We start from the raw sequence: 16,174 nt of genomic DNA on the forward strand, positions 1-16,174 counted from the left end.
TGAGCGGCGGGAAACCTATGCCGAGAGCGACTGGCGGATGATGCGCGACAGTTTCTCTGCGTAATGTGGATCGGTGGCGTAACCGGCACGCTGCAGGCCGTAGGCGAAACCATGGGCATCCTGGGCGCTGGCCAGTACCTTCTCGTAGCGCGGATTGCTGCGCAGCAAGTTGGCGTAATCCTTGAAGGCGTCCGCATAGGAATCATACGCGCGGAATTTCTCCACCCGCTTTTGCGGCTTGCCGTTGATGTATTCGATGGTGGTGGCCTCGACCACCTTGCCGGTCCAGTTACCGGTGGCCTTGATGCCAAACAGGTTGTGCGCCGAACGGCCATCGCGGGCGATGATTTCCTTCTTGCCCCACCCGGTTTCGAGCGCGGCCTGGGCCAGCATGAACTTGGCCGGGATGCCGGTCATCTTGCTAGCGATCTCGGCATCGGCCTGCAGGCGGTTCTGGAAGGCCTCGACATGGGCCGGCTTGTTGGAGTTGCGGCGCTGCTTGCCGTTGCGACCATCCTGGTCGGTACTCTCGGCCTGCTGTTGGCTGGCGAAACTCTGGATGAACTTGGCACGGTCGGCATCGCTCATTTCCTTGACCAGCGGAATACCCATGGGCAAGCCCTCCTCGCCCGGCATGGTCGTACCCTCCAGGTCCTGCGCATCCGGCAGCTTCTTGGGCAGCGAGGCCGACAGCTGGCGGGTCAGCACATCGGCCAGCCCGACGCCGCGCTGTGCCAGGCTCTGGCTCAACTGCTGGTCCAGCATGGAGGTGAACATCTTGGTCTGCTCGTTATCGAACGGGCCATTTTGCGGCGTCGCGTCGCGCATGCTCTTCATCACCATGTTCAGGAACAGCGCCTCGAACTGCTTGGCTGCCCCCTTGATGGCCTCCGGCGAATTCTGCCGGGCTGCTTCGCGCAGGCCATTCAGCCCATTCGCATCGACGGCCAGATTCTCGGTCGGATTGGATGGGTTGATCTTGTTGAGCATGGGTTACCTTGGATGAAAGCGTTTGTAATGGAATCGGCCATGCCGTCCCGCTACCGTTACCGTTAGATCACTTCGAGTTCGGCGCGCAAGGAACCTGCCGCCTTCATCGCCTGCAGGATCGCCAGCAAGTCCTGGGGCGTGGCGCCGATGGCATTGAGTGCCTTGACCACATCGGACAGCGAGGCACCGCCCTTCAACAGCATGACCTTGCCCGGCTCCTTGTTGATCGAGACCTGCGCATTCTGCACCCCGGCCGTCTGACCACCGGCCAGCGCATTGGGCTGGCTCACGGCATTGTCAGCCTGGATCACCACCGACAGATTGCCGTGCGAGACGGCGCAGGTATCGAGCATGACGCTCTGGTTCATCACCACCGAACCGGTACGCGCATTGAGGATGACCTTGGCCGCCAGCTTGCCGGGCGTCACGTCGACGTTTTCCAGCGCTCCCAGGAAGGCCACCCGGTCGCCGCTGGAGATCGGCGCGCGCACGCGGATCACGCGGCCGTCCTGTGCCACGGCAGTATCGGTACCAAAGCGCTTGTTGAGCGCATCCACCACCCGGGCGGCGGTAGAGAAATCGTTGTCGTTCAGTTCCAGCACGACCATGTCGCCGCCACCCAGCGAACTGGGCACTGCACGTTCGACCGTGGCACCGCCGGAAATGCGGCCGGCCGACAGCTGGTTGATGGTCGTGCTGCTGCCGGCGGCCGAAGCACCGGCACCGCCGACCACGATGTTGCCCTGGGCGATGGCATAGATCTGGCCGTCGGCGCCCTTGAGCGGGGCCATCAGCAAGGTGCCGCCGCGGATGCTCTTGGCATTGCCGATGGACGACACGGTCACGTCGATCAACTGGCCGGGCTGTGCGAAGGCCGGCAGGTTGGCCGTCACCATGGCCGCGGCCACGTTCTTCAACTGCATGTTGCTGCTGGTACCGGACGGCACGTTCACGCCCAGTTGCTGCAACATGCTGATCACGCTCTGCACGGTGAAGGGGGTCTGGGTGGTCTGGTCACCACTGCCGTCCAGACCGACCACCAGGCCGTAACCGACCAACTGGTTCTGACGCACGCCCTGGATGCTGGCCAGGTCCTTGAGTCGCTCGGCCTGGGCCGGAAGCGCCACGCCCAGGCACAGGGTGACCACGGCCGCGGCGGCCACCATGGCCCGCCTGCTACCTGATCTGAAGATATCCATCGCGAAAAATCCTTTCCGGGTCATTGCACTACTCCACATCAGAAAGGAGAAACGCTGAAGAAGAATCGGCCCAGCGAGGACATGAAGTCAGCCATGTCCACGCGGGTATTGGTACGGTATTCGACCTTGGCATCGGCCACCAGGGTCGAGGAGACGGTATTGCCGGTCTGGATATTGTCCGGGCTGATGGTGCCGGAGAAGCGCACGTACTCCACGCCCTTGTCCAGCGCCACCTGCTTTTCGCCCGAGACCACCAGGTTACCGTTGGGCAGCACCTCCACCACCGTCACGCCGATGGTGCCGGTGAAGGTATTGCTGGAATTGGTAGCGCCCTTGTCCTCGAACTTGGCCGAAGAGCTGCCGGAGGCCGACAGTTCCTTGATCGAGGTGCCGAAGATGGTCGGCGCGGGCGACGCCACCGCGCCGGTCTTGCTGGCCGAGCTGCCGGCGGACTTGCCGGCACTGGTCTTTTCGTTGATGACGATGGTGATGGTGTCACCCACCAGGCGCGCGCGGCGGTCTTCCAGCAGCGGACGATAGACCGCCGACTGGAAGATCGCACCCGAGGTCGGGGGCGCATAGGAAGCCGGCTGCGGACGCGCCGTCTTGGGACCCGTCACGATGCTGTCAGGCACGGTGGTGCAACCGGCCACAGCCAATACGCCCGCAATGGAAACCAATTTCAGCAAGTTCTTCATATCTGCCTCGTCCTTCTTTCTACTGCCGACTACCTTGTTCAACAACGCCACCCCGGCTCGCCGCCAGGTCTTACAGCTGCGACAGCTTGGCCAGCATCTGGTCGGATGTGGTGATGGCCTTGCTGTTGATTTCGTAGGCGCGCTGGGTCTGGATCATGTTGACCAGCTCTTCCACCACGTTCACGTTAGAGGTTTCCACATAGCCCTGCCACAAGGCACCGGCACCGTTGGTACCCGGGGTATTCGGGTTGGGAGTGCCGGAAGCGGCGGTTTCCACGTACAGGTTTTCGCCACGGCTTTCCAGGCCAGCCGGGTTGATGAAGGTGGCCACCTGGATGGTGCCGATCTGCGTGGTCGCGGTCGAACCGGCCTGCATGATCGAGACGGTACCGTCACGACCCACGCTGAGCTTGGTGGTGTTGAGCGGAATGGTGATCGGCGGCTGCAGGGTGTAGCCGCTGGAGGTCACCAGCTGGCCCTGGCTGTCGGTCTGGAAGGCGCCATCGCGGGTGTAGGCGGTGGTACCGTCGGGCAGCAGGATCTGGAAGAAACCATTGCCCTGGATCGCCAGGTCCTTGTCATTGTTGGTCTGGTTGACATTACCCTGGGTGAAGATGCGCTCGGTAGCGACCGGACGCACGCCGGTGCCGATCTGCAGCCCCGAGGGCAATTGTGTCTGTTGCGAGGACTGCGCGCCGGGTTGACGCACGGTCTGGTACAGCAGGTCTTCGAACACGGCGCGCGAACGCTTGAAGCCGTTGGTGCTGACGTTGGCCAGGTTGTTGGAAATCACGTCCAGTTGCGTCTGTTGCGCATCCAGGCCGGTCTTGGAAATCCACAGGGAACGAATCATTTATTTCTCCGGTAATCAGTGCAGGGGCTGTGCTATCAGGACAAGGACAGAATCTGGGTCGCCTTGGTCGCATCGCTTTCGGCGGTCTGGATCACCTTCATGTTCATCTCGAACTGGCGCGACAGATTGATCATGTTGACCATCGCCTCCACCACGTTCACGTTGCTGCCTTCGACGGCACCGCTGGCCAGGCGCACGTTGGCGTCCGGCTGGGCGGCACCGGTGATGGTGCGGAACAGGCCATCATCACCGCGCTTCATGTTCTTTTCGTCCGGATTGACCAGCTTGATGCGGCCCAGCACGTTGACCGCATTGGGAATGCCATTGGTCGGGATCGACGACACCGTGCCATCGGCGGCGATGGCCACCGTGGTATCGGGCGGAATAGTGATCGGACCGCCGTCGCCCTGCACCGACTGACCATTCTGGGTCTGCAGGATGCCGTTCTCGTTGATCTTGAAGCTGCCATTGCGGGTATAGGCTTCGCCGCCATCGGCGGTCTGCACCGCGATCCAGCCCCGCCCCTGGATGGCGACGTCCAGTGCACGTCCGGTGTCCTGGATCGGCCCCTGCGAAAAATCGCTGCCCGCGGTCGAGTCGACCACGAAGGCCCGCGTGGGCAAGCCATCGCCCACCACCGGTGCCGAGCGGAAGGTATTCAATTGGGCGCGAAAACCCGTGGTCGTGGCGTTGGCCAGATTGTTGCTGGCAGTAGCTTGCTGCTCCAGCGTATGCTTTGCCCCCGACATCGCTGTATAGACCAGACGATCCATAAAACCCCTTATTTGCGGCACCATCCCCCGGCGCCAGCGGTTGAAACCGGCCGCCGGCGACGCCGGCGACCTTGCAGCACGCACGCCGCAAGGCGCGCGATCAAGCCATTATCAGCGCAGGCTGACCAGGGTCTGCAGCACGGTGTCCTGCACCTTGATGGTCTGCGAGTTGGCCTGGTAGACGCGCTGCGCCACGATCATGTTGACCAGTTCAGCGGTCAGGTCGACGTTGGAGTCTTCCACCGCGCGCGCCTGCAGGCTACCGAACGTGCCAGTGGAGGGCTTGCCCACCAGCGGGCTGCCGGCCGCGCCGGTGGCCGCATACAGGTTGTTGCCCAGCGGCTGCAGGCCATTCGGGTTGGCGAAGTTCACCAGCACCACGGTACCCAGGTTCTTGGTCTGCTGGTTGCTGTAGGAACCGACGATGTTGCCGTCCTTGTCGATGGAGAAGCTCGACAGGGTTCCCGGCGGCATGCCGTTCTGGTTTTGCGCCAGGTTGACGAAGGCCGAACCGGTCTGGGTCGAGCCGGCATAGCTCAACGTGATGGCGCTGGCGAAGTTGCCACCACCTGCAGCGATGTTGGCATTGGGACCAGCGGCGGTCAGGTCCAGGCTCATCAGGCCACTGGTGATCTGCGTACCGGTGGAATCGAACACACCGATGAGCGAGCCGGTGGAATCGAACTTCATCGTTCCCAGCGACAAGGGCGTAGTACCGCCGGAGGTGGTCACCAGGGTCTGGTCGCCGACCTTGGCGTACACGTCCCAGCTGGTGGTCGGCGGGGTCACCGTGGTATCCGGGTCGTGCTTGACGTAATAGGTCTGCACGCTGTACGGGTTACCCAGGCTGTCGTAGATGGTGACGCCAGTGGAGTTGTTGTAGGTAGTCGGATCAGCCGCGTTGAAAGGCGTGGTGGTCGGCTTGCTCAACCGGGAATCCAGGTTGACCTTGGTGCTGATCGAGGTGGTGGTGGTCGCCGGGATGGACGAGGTATCGATCTGCAGCGGCACCGGATCGCCGCCCGAGGCACCAGCAGCCCAACCCATCAGGTAGGCGCCGTTCATGCTCGGGTTGACGATGTAACCGCTCTTGTCCAGCTGGAACTGACCATTGCGACCATACATGGGCGACTTGTCTTCCAGCGAACCTGCCATCTGGAAGAAACCGTCGCCATTGATGGCGATATCCAGCGGGTTGTTGGACGAACTGATATTGCCCTGGGTGAATTGCTGCGCCACGTTGGCCACGGTGACGCCGATGCCCACCGGCGAATTGCCGGAGCGGTTCATCGAGTTCGCGTACATGTCGGCAAACTGGGTCTGCGACTGCTTGAAACCGACCGTGCTGGCGTTGGCCACGTTATTACCGATGACGTCCAGGCTCTTGGCTGCGCCGTTCAGTCCGCTCAGACCTTGCTGAAAACTCATGAGATACCCCCTTGTTCCGAATGATGTCGGTAATAACGATTAAAGAATTTGTACGATGTCGCTGGACTTGATGGTGCCAACGTTGGTGACATTGAGCTTGACGCCGTCCGTGCCGGTGGACACGCTGGCCACCGTACCGAAGGCCAGCGCCGTCACCGCGACCGGGGTGCCATTGTTGGAAGCGGTGGCGGTGAAGGTGTAGTTGCCGTCGGCAGCCTTGCCGCCGGCGTCGTTGGTACCATCCCAGATCACGGGCACGGCACCGGCAGCCTGGGTACCCAGGTCCATGGTGCGCACCACAGCACCGGTGGAATCCTTGACGGTGACGATGACCGAAGAGGCCGTGCTGGGCAGGTTCACACCGAACACCGCCTTCTGGCTGGTGACGTCCTTGCCGTCGGCGTCCTTGGTGGTATCCGAGGTCAGTTGAATGCTATTGCCCGGCGCCAGCACGCTGTGACCGATCATGCTGGCCGTGGACAGCGCCTGCGAAGAACTGAGATTGCCCATCAGCGTACCCAGCGAATCGTTCAACTGGCTGATGCCGGAGACGGTCGACAGCTGCGCCATCTGCGTGGTCAGCTGCGAATTGTCCATCGGGTTGCTGGGGTCCTGGTTCTTCATCTGCGCAATCAGCAGCGTCAGGAAGCGATTCTGGATCGCATCCGGGCTATTGTCGTTCAGACTGGCCGAGTTGTTGGTCGACGAGCTGCTGCTCGTGCCATTCATTGCATTGAGCAGGTCATTGGAGACGATTGCCATGATTTAAGGTCCTGTTTCCTATTGTCCGATGGTAAGGGTCTTGACCAGCATGGCCTTGGCCGTATTCATCGTTTCCACATTGGTCTGGTAAGAGCGGGAAGCCGAGATCATGTTGACCATTTCCTCGACCGGGTTGACGTTGGGCATGGCGACATAACCATTGCCATCGGCCATGGGATGCTTGGGGTCGTAGACCAGCTTGGGCGGCGCCTGGTCTTCCACCACGGCGGCCACTTTCACGCCGCTATCCTTGACATCGCCCACGGGGATGGACTCGAAGACCACCTGCTTGGCCTTGTAGGGCCGGCCGTCCGGGCCGGTGGCGCTATCGGCGTTGGCGATATTGCTGGCGGTGGCATTGAGGCGCTGGGCCTGCGCACTCATGGCCGAACCGGCAACGTTGAAGATGTTGGAAAGGGACATGGTTTATCAACCCGGTTGGATGGCGTTAATCATGGCCTTGATCTGGCCGTTTACAGCGGTGACACCGGCTTCGTAGCGGATGCCGTTGTCGACGAATTCATTGCGCTCCACGTCCAGGTCGACGGTGTTGCCGTCCACGCTACCCTGGGTCACCGTGCGGTACTGCAGGGGCGAACCACCGATGCTGCCCGGGCCGTTGTCGGGTGCGGTCCCGGCCACGTGCGAGGCAGCGGTGCGGGCCAGTTGCAGCGGCGGCAGGGCGCTGCCCTTATTGTCGAGGGCGTTTTTCAGCGCATCGGCAAAATTGACGTCCCGCGCCTTGTAGTTGGGCGTATCGGCGTTGGCGATATTGGAGGCCAGCACCTGTTGGCGCTGTGCCCGCAGGTTCAGCGCCATCTCATTGAAGCGGAAGAAATCGTCGAGCTTAGAGACCATCGGGTCCTCCGGAAATACCGGCGCCGCTGCCGCCCTGCCTGGGACGGTCGCACACTACGCCGATGATGGAATTACGTAGGCTTGATCATACGTTTCCACCCGGGACTTTAAGGGGCGATAAAGAGATAAAAGCCTCCCCTGTTTGCGCTTTTGACCTCGCGCGCGCGACGTACCATTGCTGCCAAGATTCGCCAATGTCTGCTGCAGGCAAGTTGCACAAAATGAAACATCCTTTTCGCCCCATGCGCCTACTGCGCCGTGCCATCGCCGCCCTGGCCTTGCTGGCCGGCGCATTGACGACCGCCTCGCCAGTCGCTGCGCAAAATACCCCCGACGGTCCGCAAAAGCAGAACTTGCAAGTTCTGCAACAGGTTGCCGAGCAATTCCTGGCCAGCCAGACCTCCGGCCTGCCGGGCAGTGTCACGATCACCATCGATCCCGCCGACCCGCGCCTGACGCTGGCCTCCTGCCTCGAACCGCAAGCCTTCATGCCCAACGGCGGACGCCTGTGGGGCCGCACCACGGTGGGCGTCAAGTGCATGGCACCCTCCCCCTGGACGATTTATCTGCGCGCCAATGTCCAGGTCATTTCCGACTACCTGGTGGCCGCCGTGCCGCTGGCGCAGGGCCAGACCATCAGCGCCAGCGACATCACCCGCATCCGCGGTGACATGTCCAGCCTGCCCAGCGGGGTGATCACCGAAGAAGCCCAGGTGGTGGGCCGGGTCGCCAACATGTCCTTGCGCGCAGGAACCCCGCTGCGCATGGACGCCATCCGCAACCAGCGGGTGGTACAACAAGGACAGTCGGTACGGGTCGTCTCGATCGGCCCGGGCTTCCAGATTTCCACGGAAGCGCGCGCCATGACCAACGCCAATGAAGGCCAGATGGCACAGGCGCGAACCGCCGCCGGGCAAGTGGTCAGCGGCATCGCCAAGGCGGGCGGCATTCTGGAAATCAACTATTGATAGAGGGCAATCCTGAAGAAAGGACTGTCTAGCCGGGATCTGCAGCCGGGCGTCGGAAATGTGAAGAAAATTTCTCCCATTTCGTCATTTTGGCGCCCTGGATGTTAAAGTTTGCGCAGAACTGGTCGATAATCCATACGACAGGCGGGTGCGATGCGCCCCCACCCTACAAGGAATACTGCCGTGAACGTTAACGACGCCCTCAAATCCGCTGCCCTCAACAGCGAGCAGACCCAGGCCCAGCCTCGCAACAACGCCCCCGCCGGCGCTGCTGCCAGCAATGGTGCCGCGGCCACTGCAGCCACTTCCGATAGCGTGCGCCTGTCCAGCACCTATCAGTCGCTGGAAACCAAGGTCAACAGCAACAGCAGCAGTTTCGATGCCAAGAAAGTGGCCGAAATCAAGGCTGCCATCGCCAACGGCACCTTCCAGATCGATCCGGAAAAAGTGGCCAATGGCCTGATCGACACCGTCAAGACCCTGATCAGCGCCCGTCCGGCCTGATCGTCACTGCCTTCGCACAGGATGACCCGCATGAATCCGGCCAGCAACCTGCCTCTGGAACACGCTGCCCTGTCCCGCCTGGTCGAAAAACTGAATCAGGAACAGGCCTTGCTGGCTGAAGCCACCGCCGAAGGCCTGACCGACATCATTTCCGAAAAAGCCACCATCGTTTCCGACATGGCCACGCTGGCCGGTAACCGCCACAGCCTGCTGGGCAGCCTGGGTTACAGCGAAGACGAGGCCGGCATGCAGCAGTGGATGAACGAACATGGCAGCGACGCCGACAAGGACGTCTGGGCCAGCCTGTTCGAACTGGCCCAGGATGCCAAGGAGCTCAACCGCGTCAATGGCTTGCTGATCGGCAAGAAGCTTTCGATCAACCAGAGCGCACTGACCATCCTGCAAGGCAAGACCGGCACCGGTAACTTCTATGGACCGGATGGACAGAACAGCATCAAATCTTCCGGCCGCAGGCTCGGCGTGGTCTGACCACCCTCCAAGCCGAGCGCCACGGGCGCAATCGCCGCAGATTCAAAGACCCCGAGCGCCATGCCTCGGGGTCTTTTTTTGTGCCGTGCAGGTGCCTCAAGCTTTACCTGCTCAGCGCAAGCTGGGTCAGACCCAAGGCGGCACACAAGAGCTCGATGGAATTGAAAACGGCTCCCGAAGGAGCCGTTAAAGCATGCCGGAGCCATCCTCCCGGACGCAAATCACTTCTCAGGCCACCCCACTCCACGAATGCTCCCGCAGATAGGAACGCATGCGTGAGATCGCCTGGCTGTGCAGCTGGCACACGCGAGATTCGGACACGCCCATGACGGCGCCGATCTCCTTGAGGTTCATTTCCTGCTCGTAGTAGAGGGCCATCAGGATCTGCTCGCGCTCGGGCAGGGCCTTGATGGAGTCCACCACGGCTTCGCGGAAGCCGCCATTGATCAGGTTCTGCAGCGGGTCGTCGTCGGACTCGGCGGTCTGGTAGCGGTCCAGGAAATGTTCATGGCCACCATCGTCGTCGTGGAAATCCTCGTAGTAGATCAACTGGTGCCCACCGCATTCGCTGAGCAGCGACTGATACTCGGTGAGGCTGATCTTGAGGTGCTGCGCCACTTCGGTTTCCTGCGGCTGGCGACCGAGCTGCTGCAGCAAGGCCTGCATGGCTTCGTCTACCTTGCGGGCGTTCTGACGGATGCTGCGCGGCAGCCAGTCGCTGCTGCGCAGCTCGTCCAGCATGGCACCGCGAATGCGTTGGACGGCATAGGTCTCGAATTGCGCGCCATGGGTCTCTTCGTAGCGGTTGACGGCGTCGAGCAAGCCCATCATGCCGGCCTGGATCAGGTCGTCCACCTCTACGCTAGGGGGCAATTTGGCCTTGAGCTGATGCGCCAGTTTCTTGACCAGCGGCGCATGCTGCTCCAGCACATCGTTCTTGCCCTTTTTTCCCTTGACGTTATACATGCACGTCACACTCCCAGGCTTGCACCATCGGTTGCCATTCCGTAAGTGCTGCGGGCCGTATCGGCCGCCGTGAATTGCTTGGACAGGCGCTGGAAGGCCAGCGCCGCACCGGCAAAGGGAAACACATCCATCACCGCCCGCCCCTGGCCGGTAGCACGGCGGATATGGTCGTCGGCCGGGATGGCGCCGAGGAAATTCAACTGCGCTGCCAGATAGCGGCTGGCGGCCTGGGCCATGTTGGCGTAGACGGTGCGCGCCTCGGCCTCGGTGGCGTCATTGACGATCAGGCTGAAGGGACGGCGTCCGATACGGTCGCTCAGGCTCTTCAGGAGCACATAGGCGGCCTTGATCGAGGTGGCCGTGGTCGAGACCTGGATCACGATCTCGCCCATTTCCATGGTCGGCACCGGCAAGGACTGATCGCTGGCCAGCACGCCATTGACGAGGGTGATCTCGGCCTGCTCAATGAGGCTGTCGAAAATCTCGGCCAGACGGCCGGCCTGGGGATCGCTGGCCGCCGGCACGGTACGGCGGGCGATGCGGGCCATGGCAAAACCTTCGGGCAGCATGCGGGTGGCCTCGCGCAAGGGGCGTTCGGCACGCGCCACTTCCTGCAAGGTGGCGACGTCGTGGCGCAGGCCGATGCGGGTCAGCAGGCCGGTACTGGCCACGTCGCCATCGACAACCAGCACGTTATGCTTGGCCTGCGACAGGGAGGCGGCAATATTGATAAGCATGGCGCTCTTCTCTTCTTCACCCAGCACCGAGAAGAAAGTGAACAGTCGGGGGACCGGACGCTCCAGCATCCGGCGCAGTCCGGCCGCCTGGTCGATATCGTAACTAGCCAAAGCTCACCTCGCGCAAACCTTTGTCGTTCATGGACATCGCGGTGGGGCCGATCACGCCGGGCAGTTCGCCTTCCTGGAATTCAAAAGGGGCGGTCTCGCGTTTCTGCTTGAAAGCACGGTCTGCCAGGTACAGCTTGTTGGCCACGTGCAGGTCTTCCGGCACGCGCTGGCCGTTGGCGACGTAGTGCAGGTTGAGCTTGTGGCGGATCACCACGTCTAGCACGTTGCCGATGGTGGCAGCTTCATCAAGCTTGGTGATGATGCAGCCGGCCAGACCGGAGCTGGAATAGGCATGCACCACTTCATTGAGGGTACCGCCGGTGGCAGTGGCGTTCAGGCACAGCAGGCGCTTGATGTCCACGCCGGCACCGGCCAGCATGGCGTCCTGCTCGGCCACCATCTGGTCGCGCTGGCCTACCCCTGCGGTATCGATGAGCACGGTGTGCTTGCCCTTGAGTTCTTCCAGGGCGATGCGCAGGTCGGTCTCATCCTTGACCGAGTGCACCATCACGCCCAGGATCTTGCCGTAGATGCGCAATTGTTCGTAGCCGCCGATACGGTAGCCGTCGGTGGTGATCAAGGCCAGCTTGCCGGAGCCATGGCGCATCACGCAGCGTGCGGCCAGCTTGGCGGTGGTGGTGGTCTTGCCCACGCCGGTGGGGCCGACCAGGGCGAAGACGCCGCCGTTTTCCAGCAGTTCGTTCTCGTTGGCCAGGGTGTTGAGATTGCGCGCCAAGACCGACTTGACCCAGAACATGATGTCCTGCGACTTGGAGTTGGACGGCAGGTTTTCGGTGATCAGGCGGGACAGGCTGGCCGAGAAGCCGGCGGCCAGCATTTCCTTCAGGACGATGCCCTTGAGCGGCTCACGCTTTTGCGCGCCACCCCAGGAAATCTCGGCCAGCTGGGTTTCCAGCACGCCACGCATGGAGCGGATTTCGCTCATCACCTCGGACAGGATCTCGTCGTAGTCCTTGCCGTCGAATTCAGGCAGCGCCGAACGCGGACGCTGATCCTGTTCGGCAGCATCAGCAGCCCCGGCCGCTGGCGGCTGGGCCGCGGCACTGCCGGCACGACGGCTGCGCCAGACGCGCGCATCGGGGCCGGGTGCAGCTTCTGCTGCGCGGGCGGGCGCCCGACCCTGGGCCGGCTGGTCCAGCAGGGGCGCCTGCTCGGTACGCAGGGCGCGGCCCGACTGCTGCGCCAGCGGCGAAGACAGCAGTGCGGGACGCTTGGGCTGCTGCGCCGGCGGCAGACCGGATTGCTGCTGCAGCGAGGCCGCCTGCGGGCGAGCCCCAGCTTCGCGCGCACCGGTGGGTGCCACCAGGGTGGTCATATCCTCGTTGGCCATGGCCAGGATCTCCACCCCGTCGGGAATATTGCGGTTGGAGAGAATGACGGCATCCGGGCCAAGCGCCTCGCGGACCTGACGCCAGGCCTCGCGAGAAGAATTGGCGATAAATTTCTTGACGTTCATGCTTGCCCTCCAACTAGGCTGGTAACTTTAATCGTTTTCGATTCTGGCACTTCAGCGTGCGACAACACGCGCAACTGCGGCATGGCACGACGCAGGAAGCGCGCCATCAGCGTGCGCAGCGGCGCCCCCACCAGCAGTACCGGCGCATAACCGAGCTGCTCCTGGCGCTGCGCCGCGATTTCGGTCTGCTGCACCAGCGAATCGGCCAGACCCGGCTCGATACCGCCGGTGTCGCCGCTGGCCTGCAGCGCCTGCATGAGCAGACGTTCGAGCTTGGAGTCCAGCGCCATGACCGGCAACTCGCTCTCGCCCGGGAAAATCTGTTGCACGATGGCCCGACCCAGCGCGATGCGGACGATGGCCGTGAGATCGGTCGGGTCCTGGATGCGCGCGGCGTGCTCGGCCAAGGTTTCGATGATAGTGCGCATATCGCGAATGTGCACGCCTTCGGTGAGCAGGTTCTGCAACACTTTCTGCAAGGTACCCAGGGGCAACATCTTCGGCACCAGATCTTCCACCAGCTTGGGCGCTTCCTTGGCCAGATGGTCCAGCAGGCTCTGAACTTCCTGGCGGCCCAGCAGCTCGGAAGCATGGGTGGTGATCAGGTGGTTCAGGTGGGTGGCGACGACGGTGCCGGCGTCGACCACGGTATAGCCCATGGTCGAGGCCTGTTCGCGCAGGCTGTTGTCGATCCAGACGGCCGGCAGACCGAAGGCCGGGTCGGAAGTCATCATGCCCGGCAAGGGGCCGGTCACCATGCCCGGGTTGATCGCCAGGTACTGGCCGGCATGCGCCTCGCCATTGCCCACTTCCACGCCTTTGAGGGTGATGCGGTAGGCCGAGGGTTTCAATTCCAGATTGTCGCGGATATGGATGGGCGGTGACAGGAAGCCGACTTCCTGGGCGAATTTCTTGCGGATGCCCTTGATGCGCTTGAGCAGTTCGCCGCCCTGCCCCTTGTCCACCAGCGGGATGAGGCGGTAGCCCACTTCCAGGCCCAGGGTATCGACCGGCATGACGTCATTCCAGCTGGCCTCCTCGCCCTCGGCGGGCGCGGCAGCAGCCGCTGCGGCTTGCGGCGTGGCGGCAGCACTTTCGGCCTTGGCGGTCTGGACGCGCTTGCTGATGGCATACGCACCACCGCCCATGGCAGCCGCCAGCAGCAGGAAGGCGATATGCGGCATGCCCGGGATCAGGCCCATGCCGCCGATGATGACGGCGGTGATGTAGAGCACTTCCGGCTTGGCGAAGAGCTGGTTGATCAGCTGGCCGCCCACGTCCTGGTCGTTGGCCACGCGCGAGACCACCACACCGGCGGCCGTCGAAATGATCAGCGAGGGAATCTGCGCCACCAGGCCATCACCGATGGCCAGCAGCGTGTAGTTCTTCAGTGCGGCGTCGAAGGCCAGGTCGTGCTGGACCATCCCCACCACCAGACCGCCGACGATGTTGACCACGGTCACGATGATGCCGGCGATGGCGTCGCCGCGCACGTACTTGGAGGCACCGTCCATGGCACCGTAGAACTCCGACTCCTGTGCCACTTCCTTGCGGCGGGCGCGGGCCTCGGGCTCACCGATCAGGCCGGCGTTGAGGTCGGCGTCGATCGCCATCTGCTTGCCCGGCATCGCATCCAAGGTGAAGCGCGCGCCCACTTCGGCGATACGGCCGGCACCCTTGGTCACCACCATGAAGTTGATGATGGTCAGGATCACGAACACCACGATACCGACCGTGTAGTTGCCGCCGATCAGGAAGTGACCGAAGGCTTCGATCACCTTGCCGGCGGCGTCCGGGCCGGTATGGCCCTCGGTCAGCACGACCCGGGTCGAGGCCACGTTCAGTGACAGTCGCAGCATGGTCGACACCAGCAGCACCGCCGGGAAGGCGATGAAATCCAGCGGCTTGACAGTATAGAGCGCCGTCATCAGCACAATCACCGAGAGCGAGATGTTGAAGCTGAACAGCAGGTCCAGCATGAAGGCTGGCAGCGGCAGCACCATCATCGCCAGCATCATGACGATCAGGATCGGCGCGGCGAAGGCCTTGCCGCTCTTGATCGGCACCCAGGCCGGAATTTTCATCGTATTGAGTTTGGTCGCCATCGTTACTGCCTGCTTCTATTCTTGGGGCCGCGTGTCTTGGGAGGGGCAGTGGCCGGATCGAGGTCCTTGGGCACGGCCAGGTCGGTCGGTTCCACCGGACGGTCGCCACCGAACTTGCCAAAGGTGCGCAACTGGAACACGTAGGCCAGCACCTCGGCCACGGCGGTATAAAGGGCTTCGGGGATCTCGTCGCCGATCTCGGTATGGGTGTGCAAGGCGCGCGCCAGGGGCGGTGCTTCCAGCAGCGGCACCTTGTGCTCGCGCGCCAGTTCGCGGATCTTGGCGGCGATGTCGTCGGCACCCTTGGCCACCACCTTGGGTGCACCCATCTTGCCTTCGGTATATTTCAGCGCGACCGCATAGTGGGTCGGGTTGGTCACCACCACGTCGGCGGTAGGCACCTCGGCCATCATGCGGCGGCGTGCCATGGCGCGCTGCATTGCGCGGATCTTGCCCTTGACGTGAGGATCGCCTTCGGATTCCTTGTGCTCCTGCTTGACCTCTTCACGCGTCATGCGCAGCTTGCGGCCGTAGTTCCAGATCTGATAAGGGACGTCCAGTACGGCAATGAGGATCAGCGCCGACACGATGGTGATGAAGCTCACCCATAGCAGATACGCCGAATGGGCGCCGGCGGTCTTGAGCGATTCCACGCCCAGCCCCAGCACGGCATCAATCTGGCCGCGAATGGCCAACCAGGCAACGGTCCCCACCAGCAGCGTCTTGAGGACAGCCTTGCCCAGCTCGACCAGGGAGTTGACCGAGAACATGTTGCCAAAACCGCTGATGGGATTGAGCTTGCTGAACTTGGGGGCCAGTGATTCGACGTTGAACAGCCAGCCTCCCAGCATCAGGGGCGCGGCCATGGCAGCCAGGGTCATCATGAAGGCGATGGGGATCATGGCAATGGCCACATCCAGCAGATGGGCGCTGAGCATGTTGAACAGCACCACCGGATCGAAGGCCGCCGCGCGCTCCATGCTCAGGGTAGCGACCATGATGCGGTCCAGGCTGGTCACGACCGGGCCGCTGAAGGCCCAGACGCAACTACCGCCCACCAGCAGCATCAGGCAAGTGGCCAGCTCGCGCGAGCGCGGCACATCACCCTGCTCACGAGCACGCTCAATGCGTTTACTCGTGGCGGGTTCTGTCCGCTCCATATCGCTGTCTTCGGCCATCCGCCGTATCCCCCTGCAAAACTGCTTGCCCCCCGGCGTCGCGTGCGCTGGACGGATTTCTAGAACAATAGGCTAGGA

17 protein-coding genes are annotated in these 16,174 nt (G+C 62.7%); 3 read left to right on the top strand and 14 right to left on the bottom strand.

Features of this window, described 5'->3' with window-relative positions; genetic code table 11:
- Nucleotides 1-15 precede the first annotated feature (15 nt).
- From flgJ to flgB, 9 genes are all read right to left on the bottom strand, one after another.
- Nucleotides 16-990 (bottom strand): flagellar assembly peptidoglycan hydrolase FlgJ, encoded by a 975-nt coding sequence (gene flgJ, locus ACEOAC_RS15080; protein ID WP_006462675.1) that lies wholly within the window; start codon nt 988-990, stop codon nt 16-18.
- A gap of 62 nt (nt 991-1,052) precedes the next feature.
- A complete protein-coding gene (locus ACEOAC_RS15085) occupies nt 1,053-2,156 on the bottom strand; it encodes a flagellar basal body P-ring protein FlgI (protein ID WP_413444290.1) in 1,104 nt (367 codons plus the stop codon).
- Nucleotides 2,157-2,227: 71 nt separating this feature from the next.
- Complete coding sequence (locus tag ACEOAC_RS15090) at nt 2,228-2,887, bottom strand: flagellar basal body L-ring protein FlgH (protein ID WP_006462677.1); 660 nt, start codon at nt 2,885-2,887, stop codon at nt 2,228-2,230.
- A gap of 70 nt (nt 2,888-2,957) precedes the next feature.
- Nucleotides 2,958-3,740, bottom strand: coding sequence for a flagellar basal-body rod protein FlgG (flgG, locus tag ACEOAC_RS15095; protein ID WP_102662979.1), 783 nt, complete (start codon nt 3,738-3,740; stop codon nt 2,958-2,960).
- A gap of 35 nt (nt 3,741-3,775) precedes the next feature.
- Complete coding sequence (gene flgF / locus ACEOAC_RS15100) at nt 3,776-4,513, bottom strand: flagellar basal-body rod protein FlgF (protein ID WP_413444291.1); 738 nt, start codon at nt 4,511-4,513, stop codon at nt 3,776-3,778.
- A gap of 111 nt (nt 4,514-4,624) precedes the next feature.
- The gene (gene flgE, locus ACEOAC_RS15105) at nt 4,625-5,941 is read right to left on the bottom strand and encodes a flagellar hook protein FlgE (RefSeq protein WP_413444292.1); all 1,317 of its coding nucleotides are present in this window, start codon (nt 5,939-5,941) and stop codon (nt 4,625-4,627) included.
- A 39-nt stretch (nt 5,942-5,980) separates the two neighbouring features.
- On the bottom strand, nt 5,981-6,703 hold the full coding sequence (locus ACEOAC_RS15110; protein ID WP_413444293.1) for a flagellar hook assembly protein FlgD: 723 nt from the start codon (nt 6,701-6,703) through the stop codon (nt 5,981-5,983).
- Between the two features lie 18 nt (nt 6,704-6,721).
- Complete coding sequence (gene flgC, locus ACEOAC_RS15115) at nt 6,722-7,126, bottom strand: flagellar basal body rod protein FlgC (RefSeq protein ID WP_006462682.1); 405 nt, start codon at nt 7,124-7,126, stop codon at nt 6,722-6,724.
- A 6-nt stretch (nt 7,127-7,132) separates the two neighbouring features.
- On the bottom strand, nt 7,133-7,561 hold the full coding sequence (flgB, locus tag ACEOAC_RS15120; protein ID WP_413444294.1) for a flagellar basal body rod protein FlgB: 429 nt from the start codon (nt 7,559-7,561) through the stop codon (nt 7,133-7,135).
- Between the two features lie 221 nt (nt 7,562-7,782).
- On the opposite strand from flgB, the gene flgA reads away from it, so the two are divergent.
- The 3 genes from flgA to ACEOAC_RS15135 all read left to right on the top strand — a co-directional run bounded on the left by flgA (nt 7,783) and on the right by ACEOAC_RS15135 (nt 9,522).
- Nucleotides 7,783-8,529: a flagellar basal body P-ring formation chaperone FlgA gene (flgA, locus tag ACEOAC_RS15125; RefSeq protein WP_413444295.1), complete on the top strand. Its 747-nt coding sequence runs from the start codon at nt 7,783-7,785 to the stop codon at nt 8,527-8,529.
- A 183-nt stretch (nt 8,530-8,712) separates the two neighbouring features.
- Nucleotides 8,713-9,033 carry a flagellar biosynthesis anti-sigma factor FlgM gene (flgM, locus tag ACEOAC_RS15130; protein ID WP_241812664.1) on the top strand — a complete coding sequence of 107 codons (321 nt, stop codon included), beginning with the start codon at nt 8,713-8,715 and terminating at the stop codon, nt 9,031-9,033.
- A 30-nt stretch (nt 9,034-9,063) separates the two neighbouring features.
- Nucleotides 9,064-9,522 carry a flagella synthesis protein FlgN gene (locus ACEOAC_RS15135; RefSeq protein ID WP_413444296.1) on the top strand — a complete coding sequence of 153 codons (459 nt, stop codon included), beginning with the start codon at nt 9,064-9,066 and terminating at the stop codon, nt 9,520-9,522.
- A 228-nt stretch (nt 9,523-9,750) separates the two neighbouring features.
- On the opposite strand, the gene ACEOAC_RS15140 is transcribed toward ACEOAC_RS15135, so the two are convergent.
- The 5 genes from ACEOAC_RS15140 to flhB are packed head-to-tail and all read right to left on the bottom strand — an operon-like array spanning nt 9,751 to nt 16,096.
- Nucleotides 9,751-10,488 (bottom strand): RNA polymerase sigma factor FliA, encoded by a 738-nt coding sequence (locus tag ACEOAC_RS15140; RefSeq protein ID WP_006462687.1) that lies wholly within the window; start codon nt 10,486-10,488, stop codon nt 9,751-9,753.
- A gap of 5 nt (nt 10,489-10,493) precedes the next feature.
- Nucleotides 10,494-11,294: a MinD/ParA family protein gene (locus ACEOAC_RS15145; protein ID WP_077237254.1), complete on the bottom strand. Its 801-nt coding sequence runs from the start codon at nt 11,292-11,294 to the stop codon at nt 10,494-10,496.
- A gap of 34 nt (nt 11,295-11,328) precedes the next feature.
- Nucleotides 11,329-12,813, bottom strand: a complete 1,485-nt coding sequence (flhF, locus tag ACEOAC_RS15150) for a flagellar biosynthesis protein FlhF (RefSeq protein ID WP_413628436.1) — start codon at nt 12,811-12,813, stop codon at nt 11,329-11,331.
- Nucleotides 12,810-14,918 carry a flagellar biosynthesis protein FlhA gene (gene flhA, locus ACEOAC_RS15155; protein WP_006712755.1) on the bottom strand — a complete coding sequence of 703 codons (2,109 nt, stop codon included), beginning with the start codon at nt 14,916-14,918 and terminating at the stop codon, nt 12,810-12,812. Before flhA ends, flhF begins: the two co-directional genes overlap by 4 nt.
- A gap of 2 nt (nt 14,919-14,920) precedes the next feature.
- Nucleotides 14,921-16,096 (bottom strand): flagellar biosynthesis protein FlhB, encoded by a 1,176-nt coding sequence (flhB, locus tag ACEOAC_RS15160; RefSeq protein ID WP_039876338.1) that lies wholly within the window; start codon nt 16,094-16,096, stop codon nt 14,921-14,923.
- Nucleotides 16,097-16,174 lie beyond the last annotated feature (78 nt).

Origin of the sequence: Herbaspirillum frisingense (assembly GCF_047325095.1) — a bacterium.
GTDB classification, from domain to species: Bacteria; Pseudomonadota; Gammaproteobacteria; order Burkholderiales; family Burkholderiaceae_D; genus Herbaspirillum; species Herbaspirillum frisingense.

What these genes read in the sequence shown, in the direction of transcription:
- flgJ (WP_006462675.1), bottom strand. Translation starts at nt 990, where the DNA reads ATGCTCAACAAGATCAACCCATCCAATCCGACCGAGAATCTGGCCGTC.
- ACEOAC_RS15085 (WP_413444290.1), bottom strand. Translation starts at nt 2,156, where the DNA reads ATGGTGGCCGCCGCGGCCGTGGTCACCCTGTGCCTGGGCGTGGCGCTT.
- ACEOAC_RS15090 (WP_006462677.1), bottom strand. Translation starts at nt 2,887, where the DNA reads ATGAAGAACTTGCTGAAATTGGTTTCCATTGCGGGCGTATTGGCTGTG.
- flgG (WP_102662979.1), bottom strand. Translation starts at nt 3,740, where the DNA reads ATGATTCGTTCCCTGTGGATTTCCAAGACCGGCCTGGATGCGCAACAG.
- flgF (WP_413444291.1), bottom strand. Translation starts at nt 4,513, where the DNA reads ATGGATCGTCTGGTCTATACAGCGATGTCGGGGGCAAAGCATACGCTG.
- flgE (WP_413444292.1), bottom strand. Translation starts at nt 5,941, where the DNA reads ATGAGTTTTCAGCAAGGTCTGAGCGGACTGAACGGCGCAGCCAAGAGC.
- ACEOAC_RS15110 (WP_413444293.1), bottom strand. Translation starts at nt 6,703, where the DNA reads ATGGCAATCGTCTCCAATGACCTGCTCAATGCAATGAATGGCACGAGC.
- flgC (WP_006462682.1), bottom strand. Translation starts at nt 7,126, where the DNA reads ATGTCCCTTTCCAACATCTTCAACGTTGCCGGTTCGGCCATGAGTGCG.
- flgB (WP_413444294.1), bottom strand. Translation starts at nt 7,561, where the DNA reads ATGGTCTCTAAGCTCGACGATTTCTTCCGCTTCAATGAGATGGCGCTG.
- flgA (WP_413444295.1), top strand. Translation starts at nt 7,783, where the DNA reads ATGAAACATCCTTTTCGCCCCATGCGCCTACTGCGCCGTGCCATCGCC.
- ACEOAC_RS15135 (WP_413444296.1), top strand. Translation starts at nt 9,064, where the DNA reads ATGAATCCGGCCAGCAACCTGCCTCTGGAACACGCTGCCCTGTCCCGC.
- ACEOAC_RS15140 (WP_006462687.1), bottom strand. Translation starts at nt 10,488, where the DNA reads ATGTATAACGTCAAGGGAAAAAAGGGCAAGAACGATGTGCTGGAGCAG.
- ACEOAC_RS15145 (WP_077237254.1), bottom strand. Translation starts at nt 11,294, where the DNA reads ATGCTGGAGCGTCCGGTCCCCCGACTGTTCACTTTCTTCTCGGTGCTG.
- flhF (WP_413628436.1), bottom strand. Translation starts at nt 12,813, where the DNA reads ATGAACGTCAAGAAATTTATCGCCAATTCTTCTCGCGAGGCCTGGCGT.
- flhA (WP_006712755.1), bottom strand. Translation starts at nt 14,918, where the DNA reads ATGGCGACCAAACTCAATACGATGAAAATTCCGGCCTGGGTGCCGATC.
- flhB (WP_039876338.1), bottom strand. Translation starts at nt 16,096, where the DNA reads ATGGCCGAAGACAGCGATATGGAGCGGACAGAACCCGCCACGAGTAAA.